The following is a 19,087-nucleotide window of genomic DNA, read 5'->3' as shown; positions in this document are numbered from 1 at the left end:
GCAAAGCTTCATTTAATGGTAATTATTTGTGAAATGTGAAGGTAATTGTGGTTGTTTAAATGAAATTGGGTAAGCCATTTCCCACTTACGACCTTCACGACAAATTAATGCTATATGATGTTTTTCTGCTTGATATTGCTTAGCTAAAGGGTGATGGAGTTTCTGAAACATGTTTTAACCTCCCTTTTGCTTACTAATAATATAACCGGATAAGGTAAAAATATCGTGCTGAATTTTAACCAATGGAGGTAAGAGAATGGAACAAAAAATGGAAGTATTATCTAAGGTAACCGTTAAACGGACTTCGGATTTATACAAAATTGTTGATTCATTAAATCGTACATTAAAGGAACAGGATTTAATGTTTGGTTTAGCGCTTGATCAAAAAAATGATGATAAAATGGTTTTTACCATTTATCGAACATAGGTGTGACCATGAAAAAGTGGGTCATAACTATTCTTTTAATCGTAATAATCCTTTTAATATCGGGTAGTATATATGCATACACCACCATTCGTGAACCTTTAATGAATCAATTAAATCAGGTAGAAAGATATGTACTCAATCAGCAACTTCTTAACTCGGTTGAAGAAGTGACTTATTTCCATGGACAAGAGGTCGTGTATGTTGCAAAAGGATTGTATGAAGACGAGTTAAAATATGTATGGGTTTCAGAAGATTTCATGTCTGTCCATGAATCAAATGAAGAGGATGGTATCACACAAGACGAAGCCATTGCCATTGTTGAGCAGCATGAACCAATCAATCAGCTACAGGCTATTCGCTTAGGATATGAAAGAAATCGACCTTTGTATGAAATTACCTTTATGGATGAAAATGGACGACAAGCTTATTATTATTTGGATTTTGCCGACGGTTCATTATTGAAACGATATTCTTTAAGGGCAGACTTGTAATGAATTCATACTTGAATTATTGCGAATCAGCTTCTATAGTGTATAGTATATAATGGGAGGGACGAGAACATGAAATTAGCAAAAAGAGTTTCAACGTTAACACCATCTTCAACATTAGCGATTACAGCAAAGGCAAAAGAATTACGAGAACAAGGTCATGATGTAATCGGATTAGGTGCAGGTGAGCCAGATTTTAACACACCACAATACATAATTAATGCAGCGGTCCGATCGATGGAAGAAGGACATACGAAATATACACCTTCAGCAGGTTTACCAGCACTTAAGAATGCAATAATCGGAAAATTTAAAAAAGATCAGCATTTGGAATATTCTGCTGGTAATATTTTAGTTGGTTCTGGTGCTAAACATGTACTTTACACTTTATTTCAAGCGATTTTAGATGAGGGAGATGAAGTCATCATACCAACTCCATATTGGGTAAGTTATCCAGAACAAGTGAAGCTTGCTGGAGGGAAGCCAGTTTATATTGAAGGTCATGAAGACAATGAATTTAAAGTAACCGCTGACCAAATTGAAAAAGCTATTACAAATAAAACAAAAGCGTTTATTTTAAACTCACCTAGCAATCCGACAGGCTCGATGTATGATGAAGAAGAGTTAAAAACAATTGGTGAAGTTTGCTTGAAGCATAACATCCTCATTGTATCTGATGAGATTTATGAAAAGTTAGTATATGACGGTGCGACGCATACGTCGATTGCTCAGTTATCTACTGAATTACAAGAACAAACGATTGTTATTAATGGTGTATCTAAATCACACTCTATGACAGGCTGGCGAATTGGCTATGCGGCAGGTGATACGACTGTTATTAAAGCAATGACCAATTTAGCAAGTCATAGTACATCAAATCCAACAACAAATGCGCAGTATGGAACAATTGCTGCTTATACAGAAGATGATGGCTCAGTTGAAACGATGCGTGCTGCTTTTGAAGAACGACTTAACGGCGTTTATGACAAGCTAACGAAAATACCTGGTGTCTCATGTGTAAAGCCAAAGGGAGCCTTTTATTTATTCCCAAATGTTAGCGAAGCAGCTAAGATGAATGGATTTAATTCAGTTGATGAATGGGTAGCGGCTATTCTTGAAGAAGAGAAAGTAGCACTAGTCCCTGGGTCAGGGTTTGGTGCTCCAAATAATGTTCGCTTATCTTATGCAACATCATTTGAAGCATTAGAAGAAGCGTTAAATCGACTTGAACGATTCATCAACAATCATACGAAATAAATGTGTGTCTAAGTTAATGGTATTTGCTTTTGGTTTGATTCAGAAGGGTAAGAAGAACCTGTTGAATCAAACCTTTTCTTTTTTTGTTTTCACTTTTCTTTTCGAAGGAGAACGGGAATGGTTATAATAAATGTAGATGATTATAATTGGAGGGTATACATTGAAAACAACGATAAAAAAAATAGGGAAATTTTCTAATGAAGAAGTGACAATTGGCGTTTGGTTAGCTAATAAACGTTCAAGTGGTAAAATAGCATTTTTGCAATTACGTGATGGAACTGGATTTATTCAAGGTGTAGTAGTTAAAGCTGAAGTTGGTGAAGAATTATTCCAAAAAGCGAAATCTCTCACACAAGAAAGTTCTTTATATGTTTCTGGAATCGTTCGAGAGGATGACCGAGCACCGTCTGGGTTTGAATTAACCGTAACGTCTATCGATGTTATTCATCAATCAGAGGGCTATCCGATTACTCCGAAAGAGCATGGTACAGAATTTTTAATGGACCATCGCCATTTATGGCTACGTTCGAAACGCCAGCATGCGGTTATGAAAATACGTAATGAAATCATTCGAGCTACGTATGAATTTTTTAATGACAATGGTTTTGTTAAAGTTGATCCTCCAATATTAACTGGAAGTGCACCAGAAGGAACTTCAGAGCTATTTGCGACTAATTATTTTGATGAAGAAGCTTACTTGTCGCAAAGCGGTCAATTGTATATGGAGGCAGCCGCGATGGCGTTGGGTCGCGTATTTTCGTTTGGGCCGACTTTTCGTGCCGAAAAGTCTAAAACTCGAAGACATTTAATCGAATTTTGGATGATTGAACCTGAAATGGCTTTTGTTCAGTTTGAAGAAAATTTAGAAATACAAGAACAGTTTGTATCGATAATTGTTAAATCTGTTTTAGCGAATTGCCAGTTAGAGTTACATGTATTAGGTCGTGATTTAGATAAGCTTGCCAAAGTCCAAGCACCTTTTCCTCGTATAACGTACGATGAAGCCATTTTATTTTTAACGGATAACGGATTTAATGATATTAAATGGGGAGATGACTTTGGTGCTCCTCATGAAACAGCCATTGCCAAACATTATGATCAACCTGTTTTCATTACACATTACCCAACACAATTAAAACCTTTTTATATGCAGCCAGACGCAAACCGTGAAGAGGTTGTACTATGTGCGGATTTAATTGCTCCAGAAGGATATGGGGAAATTATTGGTGGGTCTGAACGTATTCATCAATATGAATTATTAAGAAAAAATATCGAGAAACATCAATTATCAAATGAGGCTTATCATTGGTATTTACAACTACGGCAGTATGGTTCTGTTCCGCATTCTGGTTTTGGATTAGGGCTGGAGAGAACGGTTGCTTGGATTGCTGGTGTAGAGCACGTGCGCGAAACTATCCCTTTCCCACGTTTACTAAATCGACTTTACCCTTAATCATTTCTGCGTTTTTCGAGGCTTGAACAAAAGAGTGTCAGCCTTTTTCAAAGTTCTTTTATAACCTTGAAAAAGTTCGGGGGTCAATGATCTTCAATCTCATGTTATAATAACGTGAAGAGGTGTTTTGCTAATGAACGAAAAAGTATTACAAAAGTGGACGACTCAACGTTATATAACAATGCCTAGTCTATTATTAAAGCATTATAAAGACCTTCATTTAAAAGAAGATGAATTAGTCATTTTGCTGCATATTCAGTCGTTTCTTGATGAAGGGGAACTATTTCCAACTGCAGATTTAATTAGTGAACGAATGAATATATCGTCGTCATTGTGTTCAAATATGGTAGGAAGGTTATTAAAATATCAATTCGTATCCATTGAGAAGCAATGTGATGACAATGGCATTATTTATGAGATGCTAACTTTGGAGCCTTTATGGATAAAGTTAATTGATGTATTAAAAGGCGAACAAATCCAACATTCAGAAATGTCCAAGCAACAGGAAGAAGGACAATTATTTAAGCGATTTGAAGAAGAATTTTCGCGTCCGCTTTCGCCTATTGAAGTGGAAACTTTATCAATGTGGATCGACCAAGATGGTCATTCACCGAAAATGATTGTTGCAGCACTTAGAGAAGCAGTTGTTTCAGGAAAATTAAATTTTCGATATATTGACCGTATTTTATTCGAATGGAAGAAAAATGGAATAAAGACAATCGAACAAGCTAAAGAACAAGGTGAGAAATTCAGAAAATATAAACAACCATTAAAGCAGGAGCAGGTAAGAACTCAATTAGATTCTGCCCCTGGTTTTCAATGGCTAGAGCAATCATAAAGGAGTTAACGATGAGTTTAAAGTCTAAAAAGAAGACGATGGAGGCAATAGATGTTATTGCTGAATTATTTCCAGAAGCTGAATGTGAACTAGTCCATTCAAATCCATTTGAGCTTCTCATTGCTGTCGTACTGTCAGCGCAATGTACGGATGCCTTAGTCAATAAAGTAACCCCTCAATTATTTAAAAAATATCAAAAACCCGAAGATTATATTCAAGTTCCATTAGAAGAGCTTGAACAAGATATTCGTTCTATCGGTTTATTTCGAAGCAAGGCAAAAAATATAAAAAAACTATCACAATCTTTGTTAGAATCCTATAACGGTGAAGTTCCTAAAGCTCGCGATGAACTCATTAAATTAGCAGGAGTCGGTCGTAAAACAGCCAATGTTGTCACGTCGGTTGCTTTCGGTGTCCCTGCAATAGCTGTTGATACACATGTTGAACGAGTATCAAAACGTTTAGGAATTTGCCGCTGGAAAGATTCTGTTCGAGAAGTAGAAGAAACATTAATGAAGAAAATCCCTCAAGAACGTTGGTCAGATTCACACCATCAATTAATTTTTTTCGGACGGTATCATTGTAAAGCGCAATCTCCTAAATGTATTCAATGCCCGTTAGTGGATATGTGTCGAGAAGGAACGAAACGAATAAAGAGAAACGTATCATGATTACCAAAGAATTTAACTATGAACCCTTTTTTGGGACATATACGTGGAAATTAGAAAAAGGGGAGCTATCTACAGTGATAAGCTCATTCCCTTTTTATTTTGATTTAACAGAATATCAAGCACCTTGGCTTCAATTTGAAATAGTTGAAAACGACTTAATTCGTTTATCAGAATTACAATTAGAAGAAGTCAAACTATTAAGAAAAAGAAATGATCAAGCTCAGCTACACCTTAAAATGACTCTTCTCATTGCTTTATACATTGATTTCATGTTTTGGGCGAATGGACAGAAGGTTTGCCAACTAGGGAATGGATTGTTCACTGATGTCGGACAGCTCACTTATAAACCGTATAACTGTGGCGAACGCTTAACGTTTGTTCTAGAAAATATCATTCATTTTCAAGCGATTGTACAATTAGAACATTTATTTTCCGAACAGCGTAAGAAAAATGCTAAAATGAAAATAGTAAAAGAAAGTACTAGAAAAAAGTAGGTGGAGTGGATGATTGAAACGTTAGAACGTGTTATTCGAGAAACCGAACAAGAAAAATTAAAAAAAGTGAAAATTCAAAATAAAGTTCAAGAACAATCGTTTCAGGTTGCCTTTTGTGGACATTTTTCTGCTGGAAAATCGACTGTACTTAACCAATTAATGGGAAATGAATTACTCCCAACTAGCCCCATTCCAACAAGCGCGAATATTATTCGTATTCAAAATAGCTCATTAGGACTAACCGTTCAAAATAAAGAGGGGGTTGAACAAAAATGGGAAGGTGAAATTCCATGGGAACAGGTGAGGAATTTCGGAATGAATGGAATAGATATTCATTCGATTACCATTTCTGCACCATTGCCATTTTTGAACGAAAGAAGCATGATATTCGACACCCCTGGTGTTGATTCGACTGATCCGACCCACCAAGAAGTAACAATGGAGGCTCTTCAAGAAACTGATCTTATCGTTTATGTAATGGAATATAATCATGTACAATCTGAAACAAACTTAAATTTCTTGAAGCAATTAACAGAAGAAAATAAACCTATTTATATCATCATTAATCAAATTGATAAGCATGATGAGCATGAATTATCGTTTAAACATTTTGATCATTCAACGCGAGAAACGTTAAAAAACTGGGGGATTCATTATTTAAAGTTAGCGTATACAAGTATGAAAGCGCATGACCACCCATTAAATGAGTGGTCAGAAGTAGACAAGGATATAAAAACGTTGTTATATTTCTCTAAGGATTTAGTACCATTAGCGAATAAACGTTTATTACAAGCCTTTTATTTACGTCTCATGCTACGATTAGAGGATGATCGGAATGAAGCCATTCAAGAGATAAAGGATAAAATGCTTGATTCAGGATTGAATCCTAATGATATACGTGAACGAGAAGAACTATTGAATAAGCTTTCTGATTTGGATGAGGCAAAAGCACGTCTTGAACAAAGTTTCACAAAACAGTGGAATGATTTAGTTAAGAATGTTACCCTTTTCCCTTATACGACAACGGAATTAACAAGACAGTGGCTTGAAGCTATGGAGCCAAGCTATCGAGTTGGTTGGTTATTTTCAAAGAAAAAAACCAACCAAGCTCGACAGGAACGGTTGCAACGATTAAAAAATGAACTAGAAGATAAAATTCAAAGTTTAATCGTCTTTCATCTTCAGGCTCTTTTTCGTTCGTATGATCTTAATCATTTGACGAACCGTCAAGAAGTTGAGACTGCGATTGAAAAGCTAACCATTTCTTTAGATTTTGACTTTTTTACTCATTCAGTACAACAAGGTCCGAAAAATCGTGATTATGTTTTTACGTACACAAAGGAAAGAGCGAAAGAAATTGTATCTAGAATAAAACGCCAGGCTATTCATGTATTAGAACTCATCCAAATTGGAATGGCGAATTATTGGGATCATGAAAGAAATAGAGTGTCAGAAAGAATGAATGAACTCCGTGTTGTCGAACAATATGTAGACGAAATGAATGAACGAAAGAAACGGTATGATGATGTCATTGCAGAATATGCTCACGAAGCTTCGCAATACAAAGATGAGAATAAATATGAGTCGACGTTGACAAGAACTATGCAACGATCACTTCCTACTTTCGACCAACATGAGTGGGGCGAAATGACTCTTCCAAATGAGAGTGTGATCGGAGTCGTCGAACAAGAAGGAAACGATGAATTAAACGATCACTTTGATGAGAAAGAAGCGGTGAAGTGGCTAAAAGAACTAAAAAGTCATTTTCAAAATGCTGGACACCCTGCAGTCACTGAGGAAAGAAAAGAAATTTTGAAACGAATTAAGCGATTTGAAAATCGTACGTTTACGATTTCTTTGTTCGGTGCGTTCAGTGCAGGAAAATCTAGCTTTGCTAATGCATTACTTGGCGACCATGTGTTACCTGTTTCACCGAACCCAACAACGGCAACGGTCAATGTCGTAAAACAATCGAATCACGAGCATGAAAGTGGTACAGCTCTTATTGAAATGAAATCCGAACAAACGATTAGGAAAGAAATAGAATTAGTTTCTAAGCAATTGGAAGTAGACGTGTCGTATGAGACGATTCAGAAGTGGGATCACACTAAATATACAGCAACGTCAAAATGGCAAAAAACGTATCATGCTTATTTAGCAATGGTGAAAACAGGCTTGAATGAGCAAGAGGACTTTTTGTTAGATGAATCGTATTCTGTCCCGTTAAATGATGTGAGTCCATTTATCGCAAAAGAAGAACGCGCATGTCTTGTGCAGAAGGTGACTATTTTTTATGATTGTGAGTTGACAAAAAATGGTGTTGTCTTAGTAGATACTCCTGGAGTCAATTCAATACATGGTCGACATACTCAAGTAGCATTTAAACAAGTACAACAATCAGATGCCATTTTCTATGTGAGTTATTACAATCATTCGTTCTCAAAAGCTGATCAATTGTTTCTACAACAAATGGCTAAGGTCAATGATGGTTTTAGAGAAGATAAGCTATACTTCATATTAAACGCGTCTGATTTAGCTAGTAGTGAATCAGAATTAAATGGCGTAAGAAATCATGTTATACAGCAGTTAAAAAATAATGGCATATCTGAGCCGCGTTTATTTGCTTTATCGAGTAAAAAAGGATTAAGTGGAAAACAATCAAATGAACCTGATGATGCTTTTCAAAACTTTGAACGTACATTCTATGCTTCAACCATTAATGATATTCTTAAGCTTAGTTATATGTTAATCGTTGATGAAATAAAGAAATACAAAGAAATATTAATAGAAAGTATTGACTTAATTCAATCTGAAAATGATAAGAAGGAAGAGAAAGAAAAAGAGTTACATGCAAAGCTAAAGCTTTGGAAAGAAGAGGTATCGAATACCTCCTATGATGTCATTTCACAGCTTAGTAAGCAAGAACTACAACAGTTATTCGTTTATTTAAGAGAACGGATCCGTTTTCAACTTAATGATAACTATCAAGATATCGTCAATGTAACAACGGTTACAGGTGATAACAAACGAACACAAAAACTAATGTTACGTTCTGCTTTAGTAGAATGGCTAAATGAAGGAGATCATTTTATTAAACAAGAGCTACAGGCGACATTTGTTCGTATTGATGCGAAGGTTCAGCTTTCTGTAAATGAGTGGGTAGACTTGCTAATGGCGAGAATACAAAAAGATTTTCAATCATTGAACCGTCCGGTCGAAGACATGCACCATTTTCAAATAGACATTAGGTCAAGACGTTTTTTACAAATTGAAATAGATCGATATATCCAACAATTTCATTCACTACGTCGATTTCTTGAAGAGGGTGAAAATAGACGTTGGAAGGAAGAGTTGGTTACTAAAGGGACAGAGCATGTTCAGGAGCAATTAAAAGCTTGTGAAGATGAAACCATTATCCATTTGCATTCATTTATTGATCAATATGTAGCAAATATAAAAGAACAATTTTATGATAAATTACAACGTCAGTCTGACCGATTCTATTCATTAATGAATGATACACAATTGGATATATTGTTTATGGAAAAAAAGAAAGTAAATCAATTCATTAAAGATGGTGTCTCACAACTTGAAAATGATTGAATAAAAATTGTAAAGCAGTCCTAAAGGTTACATACTGTATCCTTTAGGACTGCTTTTATTTACATTTAGTTACTGCTATATTATTCAGTTGTGTCTTCTTCTTCGTTCGTATCATTATCATTATCGCCGTCGTCGCCATCACTAGAAGGAGGGGAATCATCATTATTCGTATCATCATCTCCGTCCCCATTCGATCCATTACCATTGCCAACATTATTAGTAGGATCAGGTATATCATCGTTAGGGTCTTCAACATCAGGATCTCCTACAGGATCTTCATTATCCGGTACATCAGGTTCATCATCATCTGGATCATCAATCACTGCTTCTGGAATTTCTATCGTAACGGACACAGGATCACTTTTTAAGTTCGAATGGTCATCGGAAAGGGCAGTAACATAAAATTGATACGTAGCACCTTCATCAGGAGAACCGTAAATATATTGCATATCTTTCTTTCGGTCTAATGTTTGTAGGTCACCACCATCAACAGAAACTTGAATTTCAAATGTGACTTGCTCTCTAAATTCATCTGGATAATTCCAGCTCATTATAATTTGATTCGAGCTTTCTTCATAGTTCGCCATAAGATCACTTGGTGATTCAATGTCGATAAATTCTTCAGATACTCTAGTCGGCTCATTACCACGTACAAATAATTCATAAACAATTTCACTGCTTGGCGTGAAATCACTTGGTAGTAAACCTGTGGAACGTTCTACGCCAACACGGACAACGGAGTTCGGCATTGTGAAATCTGGTGTTTCAATATTAGATGATACTTCCTCAACAACCGCCTTAAATATTTGCTGAGCAATTTGTCTAGATGAATCTTGACTAGGGAAGTAATTGTCCTCCGAATGTTGGTTAAATCCTGTCCAAACAGCTGCTGTATATCTAGTCGTATAACCAGCAAACCAAATATCTGGAGCAGCATTTGCTGGAATATTATATTGATCCCGAGTGTCTTGATCAAAGTTTGTTGTACCTGTCTTACCAGCCATAGGTAAACCTGAAATATTAGCCGTCCCACCAGTTCCATCTGTAACGGCTGTTTTCAACATGTCAGTAACCATATAAGCCGTATAATCACTCATTGCCATTTGCGATTCCGGTTCAAATTCTAACACGCGACCATCTGGAAATTCGACTTTTCTAACAGAGTATGGTTGTGTATATGTTCCATTATTTCCAAAGGCCGCATAAGCACCTGCTAAATCTTTCGTTGAAAGCGGAATAGCACCTAACCCGTACGATTCATGCATCGTGTCAATAGACATCCCGAGTTGCTCCCCAAATTCTTTTGCTCTATCCGTTCCAACCTCTTGTAATGCTTTAACGGCGGGAACATTTCGCGAAGCGGCTAAAGCTCTTCTCATAGACATTCGACCTTGGAATGTACCGTCAAAGTTATTAATTTCAGTACCATCCGAATACGAATGTGGTTCATCTGTAATCATATGACCAGTGGACCATTGTAAATATTCAATGGCTGGTCCATAGTCAAGTAGTGGTTTAGCAGTTGAACCAATTTGACGTTTTGCTTCAGTCGCATAATTAAACCCTCTTTGCTGACCGGAATCCTCACGACCACTTCCAACTGCTTTAATTTGACCAGTTTCAGTATCTAACAGTGTAATAGCAGCTTGGAAATCTTCGTTATCAGGATAATTTTGAATATAATCACTCGTTTGTAATACCTCTTCAACATGCTCCTGTGCATGTGTATCTAACGTTGTGTACACCTTCAAGCCAGAATTGTAAATATCACTGCTTGTAATGCCATCAATTTCTTCTAATTCATTCAAAACAAGATTATAAAATGCTTCGTAGGCGTATGCCTCGCGTTCTGTTACATCTAGTTGGTCTTCAATTGAAATCGCCTCAGCCTCAGCAGCTTCTTCCTCCGTAATCTTACCGTGCTGAACCATTAATGATAAGACTAAATTACGTCTACTCTCAGCAGCCTCTGGATTTACAGTTGGATCGTAGAAGCTTGGACGTCTTGGAATTCCTGCTAGTAGCGCAGCATCAGCCAAAGAAAGCTCTTCAACGGTCTTGTTGAAATATCGTTGTGATGCTAGCTCAATTCCATAAACACCTGATCCTAAGTAAATTTGATTTAAATACATTTCAAGTATTTGGTCTTTTGAAAATTGCTGTTCTAATTTAATCGCTAAATACTGCTCTTGAATTTTTCGAGTCATTAATTTGTCATTTTCTAAAAATAAATTTTTGACGAGCTGCTGTGTAATCGTGCTCGCACCTTCCGCTCCAAATCCATCTGTAATATTTGCTGCAACAGCACCAAACAGACGGCGAATATCGATACCAAAATGATCTCTAAAACGGATATCTTCTACAGCGATAAATGCATCTTGGACGACAGGAGGGACGTCACTTATTGATACATTCATCCGTCTCTCAGACGATTCAAGCTGAGAGATAAATTCATCATTTTGGTCGTACATGAGAGCCCCTTGAGTTAGCATTATTTTTTCTTCATCCAATTCAGGCGCATTACTAATGATTGCAAAAACAGTAATACCCGTTGCAATGATTGCTACTGCGATGGCAATTGCAGTTGCGATAGCAATTTTCTTTATAAGCTGTTTTTTTGATTTCCCCTTATTATTATTACTATTTTGTTTTTTCTTTTGGGCTTGACGACGCGCTTGCCTTGTGTTCAGTTGATCTGACATCGTTCATTCTCCCTTTCTTATTCATTCATTATGACTCGTCCATGAAGTAGATCGAATCAATCACCTCTAAATAATCAATACGTGGATGATATCCTATTTTAATCAAATGACCATAAATTTCAATATCTTTTTTACGAATAGATTTACGATCGGTTTCTTTTTTTCGATAAAACGTAATAAGATGCTTAGCTTCTAGCAAATAAATTTCCTCAGCAAAAGAGAAGCGAAGTATAACAAATGCAATGCCGTCATGTTGAATAACTTGTTCCATATGATCGACTTGATGTTCATGAAAATTACTTAACGGAAAGGAGGATTTATTTTTTGTTTCTTTAGCCTCGAAATCGATATAACGTCCACGATATACGCCATTATAATCTGTGGTCGACGCTTGTTTAAAATAAGCTTCTTTAATAACCGCAGCACTTCGCTTTGGGTAATCAACATGAACAATTTGAACTGGAGTTGGCTTTTTATGAATAATAGCACGTCCATCCGCTAAATAATATTGATTCGCCATGTTTAAATCGTCTTCAAGTGTCATTCCTCGATTACTATACAAAGTAGTGGGTTTACTTCTTTTTTTTGAAGCGTTATTTACGACATTTCCTTGATTGAATCTTTTCCCGTTTGGATAATGAATTGCCACGCGAAATCACAGCCCTTCCAAACTGATATGCATTCTTGAAAGTAGACAGAACTAAAATGGATGAATAATCTTCATCACATTATATTACCATAAGTTGCAAGGCAATGTTGTAGAACTTTCAAGGAGATCAGGTGAAAAATGATGAAAAATCATGTAGTTCAATCTATTTTAAACGAAACTCATAAAGGGAACGTAGATAATATTTCACGCACTAGATTTTATTTCAATTTTTATAAAAAACATCCTGAAATAAGGTGGGCATTACTAGCAAGTATGGTTTCAAGAAACGCAGGCTGGAATATAACGGACTTATCAAGCAAATGGTTTCAACAACTCATTTCTAAAGAGCATCGCGCAATTTTGTTTAAAACGTATGAAAGAGCGAATTGGACAATCTTTGCTGATGCGTATCCTCAACTTCTCTGGTATGAATATATAAAAAAAACGAAGAAATCCGATCTAGCTATTTTGAAAAATTTAAACGTATCCCAATTTATGCAAAAAGAATGGTTGTATTTCTTAGAAAAACGTGATGAAGAACAGTTATGTATCGCCCTCATTATTAATGAACAATTCATTCTTCAACAAACTGTTATTGAACAAGAGCTATACCGAAAAAAGGTCTTCTCAACGGCTTTATATTGGATAGAAGAACATGGTCATTTCAGCTATGTGTTATTTCCTACTACTGATGGGCGCCTGTACGGTTATTATATAAGAAAGTTTACAAAAATAGAGAAACGAATTACATTAGGCAAACATTTAATGAACCTTCTTTTTCATCCTGAACTGAGAGGCGACTTTTATCATTTTGCTTCTACTATTGAACCAACCGGATCTCGAAAAGAATATAGGAGTCATTTAAATTGGTCTACATCGAATACTAGTCCTTATTTACGAGTAGCATTTCCGATCGTTCATCATCATTGGAAATGCAAAAAAGATTGGAGCTTGCAAATGAATGGACACCGATTTATGAAAAAAGGAAAGATAGCTGTACCTAAAGAAATTAATAAGTGGGTACAGAGAAAAGAGCTAGAATTAGGGCTAGTAGTAAAGGCTTCTTTACTCGTAAGTGGTTATAAAGTGAAAGGATAAGAAGTTGTCCCAAAAATAGATAAGATTTGAACAGATCATTACTAGTATGGATAAAGAATGTTTATCCTAAGTCCCTACATAGAAAGAGGCTGGGACAAAAGTGGTTTAACTAAAAGAAAAGCCGAACAATGATAGATGGTGGACGTAAACCGCTCCTGAAATATACTTCGCTTTCCGCGGGAAGCCGGTGAGCCTCCTCGTGCTTCGCACTGCGGGGTCTCACCCTTGGCTTTTCATCCCGCAGGAGTCTACGTATATTTCATCCGCTACGTTCATCTTTTGTTCGGGTTTCCAGATAGACACTTTAGTTATGTCCCAGCCTCTTTCTGTTAGTTTTACATATCAAAACTTACAAAGTATTGTTTAATTATTCTGCCGGACGGTTTGGTCCACCTAGCTTTTTATCGCCTTTGTTTAATTCCTTACGTTGCTTTTCCTGTTGTTTCGTTTCTTTATTGTTCTTTGTCATCTAAAGACCTCCTTTTCATTGAAATCGTTCCATAGTTTATCCGAAAAATAGCTTCTCATACAGAATTGGCACTTTCTTTGCCGAATGAATACTAGTTTTGTCTACGTGAAAGGAAATGAATATCGTTCTATGGAATACGTTCAGTACGATAAAGGAGGAGGGTGTTAACATGGAATATGTCATTCGCGTAACTGATCACAAACCAAATGTTCATCATTGCAAAAACAACTCCCAACATGAAAACTATGTCACAGGTGCAACCATACAGAGTAAACTTGATTCAATTGAGAATCTATTTGAAGAATATGATTGTATGAGACATTTAAAGTATGAAAGAAATGTGCAGCATTTAACTGAATTTCATGCAACATTCGCCAAAATGAAAAAACGACTAAAGGCATTTAATGATGAATGTTGAAAATTGATATTCCTTATTTGCCTTTTGATTTATCGCCACCTTTGATATGATACAAAAAGGAGGGCGTTATGCTAGAACAAAATAAATTAGAACAGTTAGAACGATTAACAAAAGAATTATGTAAACGAAATGATGAAGCAAGAAATGATTTTATACAGGTAGTCAAAAGAGAGGGATATGAGGTTGATTTTTATGGGAAAGTGAAGCCTTTTGCTGATCAGGTGAAGGATATTAGAGACAGCTGGCTTCCATTAGCTGTGTCATTCGTACAGAAGGCTAAACCACTACATCTTCATCCTTCTCAATTGAATCAAACAGAAGAGAATTTAGAAATTGTTGCTATTAAATCATTTTACTCAAAAACAAGTAGAAAACGGCAAATGGAAACTTTTAAATCAGTTGACTTTGTACTGTCACAACTATTAACCGCAATCGATCAATACAAAAAAGAGAGTTATTAGGACAACTAGTAACTCTCTTTTTATATGTACGTATTCCTAACTACAATCAAATGAAGAAAATGAGTGATGATTACCCGTTATCACGAATTTCAAGATAGATTAAATAAATCATTGTCACTATCGATAAGATTGTAAGTGAAACAACAAGCAATCCAGAAGGTTCAGAGCTAGCAGCTTCATCACCATTTTCAGCAGCTGCTGCAAGAACTTGTGCTGGTACCATACAGATTAGCATGATGATTGCTGTTGATAGTATCCATTTTAATTTCATATTCTACCCTCCTCAACAAGAACAGAAAGATCCTTCACTCTATTATAGTAAGCTGGGATTAAATAATCAATCTTATTATGACAAAATCATACAGCTTATTGAGCAACTGCTCAATGGCTTAGGGGTTCGCAAAAGAAAGTCATTGTGATACTATAGATATACTGTAGACAATGAATCGAGAGGGATAGGATCATGGGAATTTTACATATAGAAGATATTATTATTGCAAACCAACGTTTAAAGGACATTGTAACACATACCCCATTACAGAAGAATGAAGTATTGTCAGAACGTTACGAATGTAATGTATTCTTAAAAAGGGAAGACTTACAGGTCGTTCGTTCATTTAAAATTAGAGGTGCCTATTACCAAATTTCTAGCTTATCTGAAGAGGAATTAGATAATGGCATTGTTTGCGCAAGTGCTGGAAATCATGCACAAGGAGTTGCTTACTCCTGTCGTGCGTTGAAAATTCAAGGGAAAATATTTATGCCTTCGACAACCCCGAGACAAAAGGTAGACCAAGTGAAATTTTTTGGTAAGGAATTTGTTGAAGTATTACTTATTGGAGATACGTTTGATGACTCTTACAAACAGGCGCTCAGTTATTCTAATGACTACAATATGGCGTTTATCCATCCATTTAACCAGGAGAAAATTGTTGCTGGACAAGGGACTGTAGGGATGGAAATCATGAATGACATCGATGACAACATTGATTATTTATTTTCTTCAATTGGCGGTGGCGGACTTATTAGTGGAGTAGGGACATATATTAAGAGCATTAGTCCTAGAACCAGACTTATCGGTTGTGAGCCTAGTGGAGCACCATCGATGAAGGAATCATTAAAACAAGGGAAAGTTGTCGAGTTAGAGAAAATTGACAAATTCGTAGATGGTGCAGCTGTTAAAAGAGTCGGTGATATTCCATTTTCCATTTGTCAAAATATCCTTGATGATGTTGTTTTAGTGCCTGAAGGGAAAATTTGTACGACCATTTTAGAATTGTACAACCAAAATGCCATTGTTGCTGAGCCTGCAGGAGCGATGTCAATTGCCGCGCTAGATTTTTATCGTGAAGAGATTAAAGGGAAAAATGTCGTATGTGTTGTAAGTGGAGGCAATAATGACATTGGACGGATGCAAGAAATGAGAGAGCGTTCTCTTATTTATGAAGGGCTACAGCATTACTTTATAGTCCAATTCCCACAACGCGCAGGGGCGTTAAGAGAATTTATATCAGAAGTATTAGGTCCTGATGATGATATTACACGTTTTGAATATACGAAAAAGAATAACCGTTCAAATGGTCCAGTATTATTAGGTGTCGAACTTAAGTATGCTAGTGACTATGATCAATTAATTGATCGCTTAACAAAAAAAGGCTTTGCATATACAGAGCTAAACAAAGATGAGAGTTTATTTCAACTTCTTATTTAATATAGTTCTCTAACTTAAAGGGGAGAAGGTACGACATGGCTGAAAGCAAAAAAGGAATTTTACTAGAAACAGGTACAAATGAATTAGAAGTCATTGTTTTTGAAGTCGGTACAAGCTTATTCGGAATAAATGTTATGAAAGTACGTGAAATTATTCCTGCTCAAACGATTACTCCAATTCCGAATAGCCACCGACATATAGAAGGTATTATTCGGTTACGTGAGGAAGTCATGACAGTAGTCAATTTAACAGATGTATTAGGCTTCGAACCTTCAAACAATTTAAATGATGATAAGTTTATTATTGCAGAATTAAATCAGTTAAAAGTAGCTTTTCGTGTTCAAGATGTTTCTCGTATTCATCGCATTTCTTGGGAAGATATTCAAAAACCTAATGAGCTTGCTCAAAATATCGAAACAGCTGCAACCGGTGTTATAAAAATTGAAGACGAAATGATTCTACTAGTAGACTTTGAAAAGATTCTCGTTGACATAAACCCTGAACGTAGCATATCTGTTCAACAAGTCAAGCAACTTGGTGAAAGAGAAAGAAGTAATAAAAAAATTATAGTGGCCGAAGACTCAGCTATTTTACGTAAATTAATTGGAGATACGTTAAAGGAAGCAGGCTATGATCAAGTTCAATTTTTTGAAGATGGACAAGCGCTTTGGGAGTTCTTATATGGTAAGAAAGATGATGAGAGCTTATTTGATGATCTTCAATTAGTCATTACCGATATTGAAATGCCTAAGATGGATGGACACCATTTAACAAAGAGAATAAAGGAAGATGAAAAATTGCAGCAATTACCTGTTGTCATCTTTTCTTCGCTTATTACAGAAGATTTATTTTATAAAGGTAAAGGAATCGGTGCCGATGCACAAATAAGTAAACCGCAAATTGTCGAGCTCATTAAAGTGATCGATCAACTTGTATTGTAATAAGATAGAAAAAAGCGGCTGGGACAAAACCCTTCGCTGAAATGAAAATTTCACCGACTTTTATTATTTAAACTAGTTATGTCCCAGCCTCTTAAACGAGACTAGTGGGCAAAATCATCCGTCGATGATCTTACCCACTAGTCTTAGTATGTTTAAAATAAACAAATTCGTTTCAAGTGTATGATTATAGGTTTCTTAGTAACGTTTTGCACCTATATAACGCTCAGACCAATAATTTTGATCTAAACTAGATATTGTAACACCCGTTGATGATCCGGCATGAATAAATTGTTGATCACCGATGTAGATTCCAGCATGAGAAGGTCCACTACGATATGTAGTGAAAAATACTATGTCACCAACTTGCAAGCTCGACACTGACGCTCCTTCATTGTACAAGTCATTTGTTGTACGTGGCACAGATATGTGATGCTTCTCAAACACATATTGAATAAAGCCGCTACAATCAAAACCAGCAGTGGTTGTTCCTCCCCACGAATAAGGTGTTCCAATTAAAGAATGGGCAGTATCAATCACATCAGAATGATGATTACGTTCATTTTCCTTATTTGATTTGTCACCTGCTTCTTTACTTTCTATGTCTTCGTTATGTTTAGTCGTATTGATCTGCGTTTCTATCTCATTTTCAACAACGACTTCAGTAGCTTCATATTTGATAATATCATCTGTATTTGCTAAAGCTTCTTTCGTTTCAGGACCGATAATACCATCAACTTGCAAATGATGTTTTTCTTGGAAGAGTTTCACGGCCTCTTTTGTTTTTGGACCAAAAATGCCGTCTATTCCACTATAATATCCAAACTCAGCTAACGTTTCTTGAAAGCTTTCAACTTGTTGGCCTTCGTCGCCAATTTGAAATAGGTGCTGTGAGCTTCCTTTTAAAGATGATGTTTCTTCGGTTGCCGTTAGTACATGATCTAAACTGTTTGGCTGCTCTTCAATAGTAAAACTACTAATCTTCGCCTCGTCAATTTTTAACTGAACTTCATTAGAGTGCAACAAATGTTTAAGTGTTTCTTCATTTGCAACTCCATTCATTTGTAACTGGTGCTGTTTCTGATAGGAAATAATCGCTAACTTCGTCAATAAACCGAATTGACCATCTTGTTCTCCACGATAATAATCAAATGCTTTTAAATACCCTTGAAGATTATAAACAGAGCTATTTCTATCTCCAAATTGTAAAGACTGATGATGAGTCCACTTTTTGGCATGATTAGACAATTCAAGTTGCGGCTGATCAATGGGAAGTGAAATAAAGGAGCTGACTGAACCAACCATCGCTGTTGAGACGAGTAAAGTCCCTTTCGTTTTCGTGTTCACGATTCATTCCTCCTAAGTAAGGTCGTGGTTGTTTCTCTATTTTTATGTGGGAAAAGAGAAGAT

At 36.1% G+C, this 19,087-nt stretch carries 19 protein-coding genes; 13 read left to right on the top strand and 6 right to left on the bottom strand.

What is annotated here, in order from left to right; genetic code table 11:
- Positions 1-12: 12 nt before the first annotated feature.
- Complete coding sequence (locus tag ACERJO_RS01880) at positions 13-171, bottom strand: hypothetical protein (RefSeq protein WP_373646400.1); 159 nt, start codon at positions 169-171, stop codon at positions 13-15.
- 85 nt (positions 172-256) lie between these two features.
- Here ACERJO_RS01880 and ACERJO_RS01875 point away from each other — a divergent pair, with 85 nt between their 5' ends.
- From ACERJO_RS01875 to ACERJO_RS01840, 8 genes are all read left to right on the top strand, one after another.
- A complete protein-coding gene (locus ACERJO_RS01875) occupies positions 257-427 on the top strand; it encodes a YpmA family protein (RefSeq protein ID WP_247105562.1) in 171 nt (56 codons plus the stop codon).
- An 8-nt stretch (positions 428-435) separates the two neighbouring features.
- The gene (locus tag ACERJO_RS01870) at positions 436-918 is read left to right on the top strand and encodes a PepSY domain-containing protein (protein WP_373646399.1); all 483 of its coding nucleotides are present in this window, start codon (positions 436-438) and stop codon (positions 916-918) included.
- A gap of 69 nt (positions 919-987) precedes the next feature.
- A complete protein-coding gene (locus ACERJO_RS01865) occupies positions 988-2,172 on the top strand; it encodes a pyridoxal phosphate-dependent aminotransferase (RefSeq protein ID WP_247105559.1) in 1,185 nt (394 codons plus the stop codon).
- Between the two features lie 160 nt (positions 2,173-2,332).
- A complete protein-coding gene (gene asnS / locus ACERJO_RS01860) occupies positions 2,333-3,625 on the top strand; it encodes an asparagine--tRNA ligase (protein ID WP_247105557.1) in 1,293 nt (430 codons plus the stop codon).
- 133 nt (positions 3,626-3,758) lie between these two features.
- Complete coding sequence (locus ACERJO_RS01855) at positions 3,759-4,463, top strand: DnaD domain-containing protein (RefSeq protein ID WP_247105556.1); 705 nt, start codon at positions 3,759-3,761, stop codon at positions 4,461-4,463.
- A gap of 11 nt (positions 4,464-4,474) precedes the next feature.
- A complete protein-coding gene (gene nth / locus ACERJO_RS01850) occupies positions 4,475-5,134 on the top strand; it encodes an endonuclease III (RefSeq protein ID WP_373646398.1) in 660 nt (219 codons plus the stop codon).
- The gene (locus ACERJO_RS01845; RefSeq protein ID WP_247105554.1) at positions 5,131-5,628 is read left to right on the top strand and encodes a YpoC family protein; all 498 of its coding nucleotides are present in this window, start codon (positions 5,131-5,133) and stop codon (positions 5,626-5,628) included. Before nth ends, ACERJO_RS01845 begins: the two co-directional genes overlap by 4 nt.
- 9 nt (positions 5,629-5,637) lie before the next feature.
- Entirely contained in the window at positions 5,638-9,231 is a 3,594-nt protein-coding gene (locus ACERJO_RS01840; protein WP_373646397.1) for a dynamin family protein, read from the top strand.
- Positions 9,232-9,311: 80 nt separating this feature from the next.
- Here the strand turns inward: ACERJO_RS01840 and ACERJO_RS01835 are convergent, their stop codons facing one another.
- Positions 9,312-11,933: a transglycosylase domain-containing protein gene (locus tag ACERJO_RS01835; RefSeq protein WP_247105552.1), complete on the bottom strand. Its 2,622-nt coding sequence runs from the start codon at positions 11,931-11,933 to the stop codon at positions 9,312-9,314.
- Positions 11,934-11,961: 28 nt separating this feature from the next.
- Positions 11,962-12,582 carry a Holliday junction resolvase RecU gene (gene recU, locus ACERJO_RS01830; protein ID WP_247105551.1) on the bottom strand — a complete coding sequence of 207 codons (621 nt, stop codon included), beginning with the start codon at positions 12,580-12,582 and terminating at the stop codon, positions 11,962-11,964.
- A 141-nt stretch (positions 12,583-12,723) separates the two neighbouring features.
- Between recU and ACERJO_RS01825 the strand changes: the two genes are divergently transcribed.
- Complete coding sequence (locus ACERJO_RS01825) at positions 12,724-13,680, top strand: DUF2515 family protein (protein WP_247105550.1); 957 nt, start codon at positions 12,724-12,726, stop codon at positions 13,678-13,680.
- Between the two features lie 367 nt (positions 13,681-14,047).
- Here ACERJO_RS01825 and ACERJO_RS01820 read toward each other — a convergent pair whose 3' ends face one another.
- A complete protein-coding gene (locus ACERJO_RS01820; protein ID WP_148296413.1) occupies positions 14,048-14,149 on the bottom strand; it encodes a spore protein in 102 nt (33 codons plus the stop codon).
- A gap of 169 nt (positions 14,150-14,318) precedes the next feature.
- Between ACERJO_RS01820 and ACERJO_RS01815 the strand changes: the two genes are divergently transcribed.
- Both ACERJO_RS01815 and ACERJO_RS01810 read left to right on the top strand, forming a co-directional pair.
- Positions 14,319-14,567 carry a hypothetical protein gene (locus ACERJO_RS01815; RefSeq protein WP_373646396.1) on the top strand — a complete coding sequence of 83 codons (249 nt, stop codon included), beginning with the start codon at positions 14,319-14,321 and terminating at the stop codon, positions 14,565-14,567.
- A gap of 68 nt (positions 14,568-14,635) precedes the next feature.
- The gene (locus tag ACERJO_RS01810; RefSeq protein ID WP_247105548.1) at positions 14,636-15,028 is read left to right on the top strand and encodes a YppE family protein; all 393 of its coding nucleotides are present in this window, start codon (positions 14,636-14,638) and stop codon (positions 15,026-15,028) included.
- Positions 15,029-15,098: 70 nt separating this feature from the next.
- On the opposite strand, the gene ACERJO_RS01805 is transcribed toward ACERJO_RS01810, so the two are convergent.
- Positions 15,099-15,299, bottom strand: coding sequence for a hypothetical protein (locus ACERJO_RS01805; RefSeq protein WP_247105547.1), 201 nt, complete (start codon positions 15,297-15,299; stop codon positions 15,099-15,101).
- A gap of 192 nt (positions 15,300-15,491) precedes the next feature.
- Here ACERJO_RS01805 and ilvA point away from each other — a divergent pair, with 192 nt between their 5' ends.
- Both ilvA and ACERJO_RS01795 read left to right on the top strand, forming a co-directional pair.
- Positions 15,492-16,739 carry a threonine ammonia-lyase IlvA gene (ilvA, locus tag ACERJO_RS01800; RefSeq protein ID WP_247105546.1) on the top strand — a complete coding sequence of 416 codons (1,248 nt, stop codon included), beginning with the start codon at positions 15,492-15,494 and terminating at the stop codon, positions 16,737-16,739.
- 35 nt (positions 16,740-16,774) lie between these two features.
- Positions 16,775-17,680: a chemotaxis protein gene (locus ACERJO_RS01795; protein ID WP_247105545.1), complete on the top strand. Its 906-nt coding sequence runs from the start codon at positions 16,775-16,777 to the stop codon at positions 17,678-17,680.
- Between the two features lie 195 nt (positions 17,681-17,875).
- Here the strand turns inward: ACERJO_RS01795 and ACERJO_RS01790 are convergent, their stop codons facing one another.
- Positions 17,876-19,024: a C40 family peptidase gene (locus tag ACERJO_RS01790; RefSeq protein WP_308446087.1), complete on the bottom strand. Its 1,149-nt coding sequence runs from the start codon at positions 19,022-19,024 to the stop codon at positions 17,876-17,878.
- Between the last annotated feature and the right edge of the window lie 63 nt (positions 19,025-19,087).

Source organism: Halalkalibacter sp. AB-rgal2, assembly GCF_041821005.1.
Lineage (GTDB): Bacteria > Bacillota > Bacilli > Bacillales > Bacillaceae_D > Halalkalibacter.
Note: the sequence above shows the minus strand (reverse complement) of the source record. Positions and strands in the feature narration are given on the sequence as shown.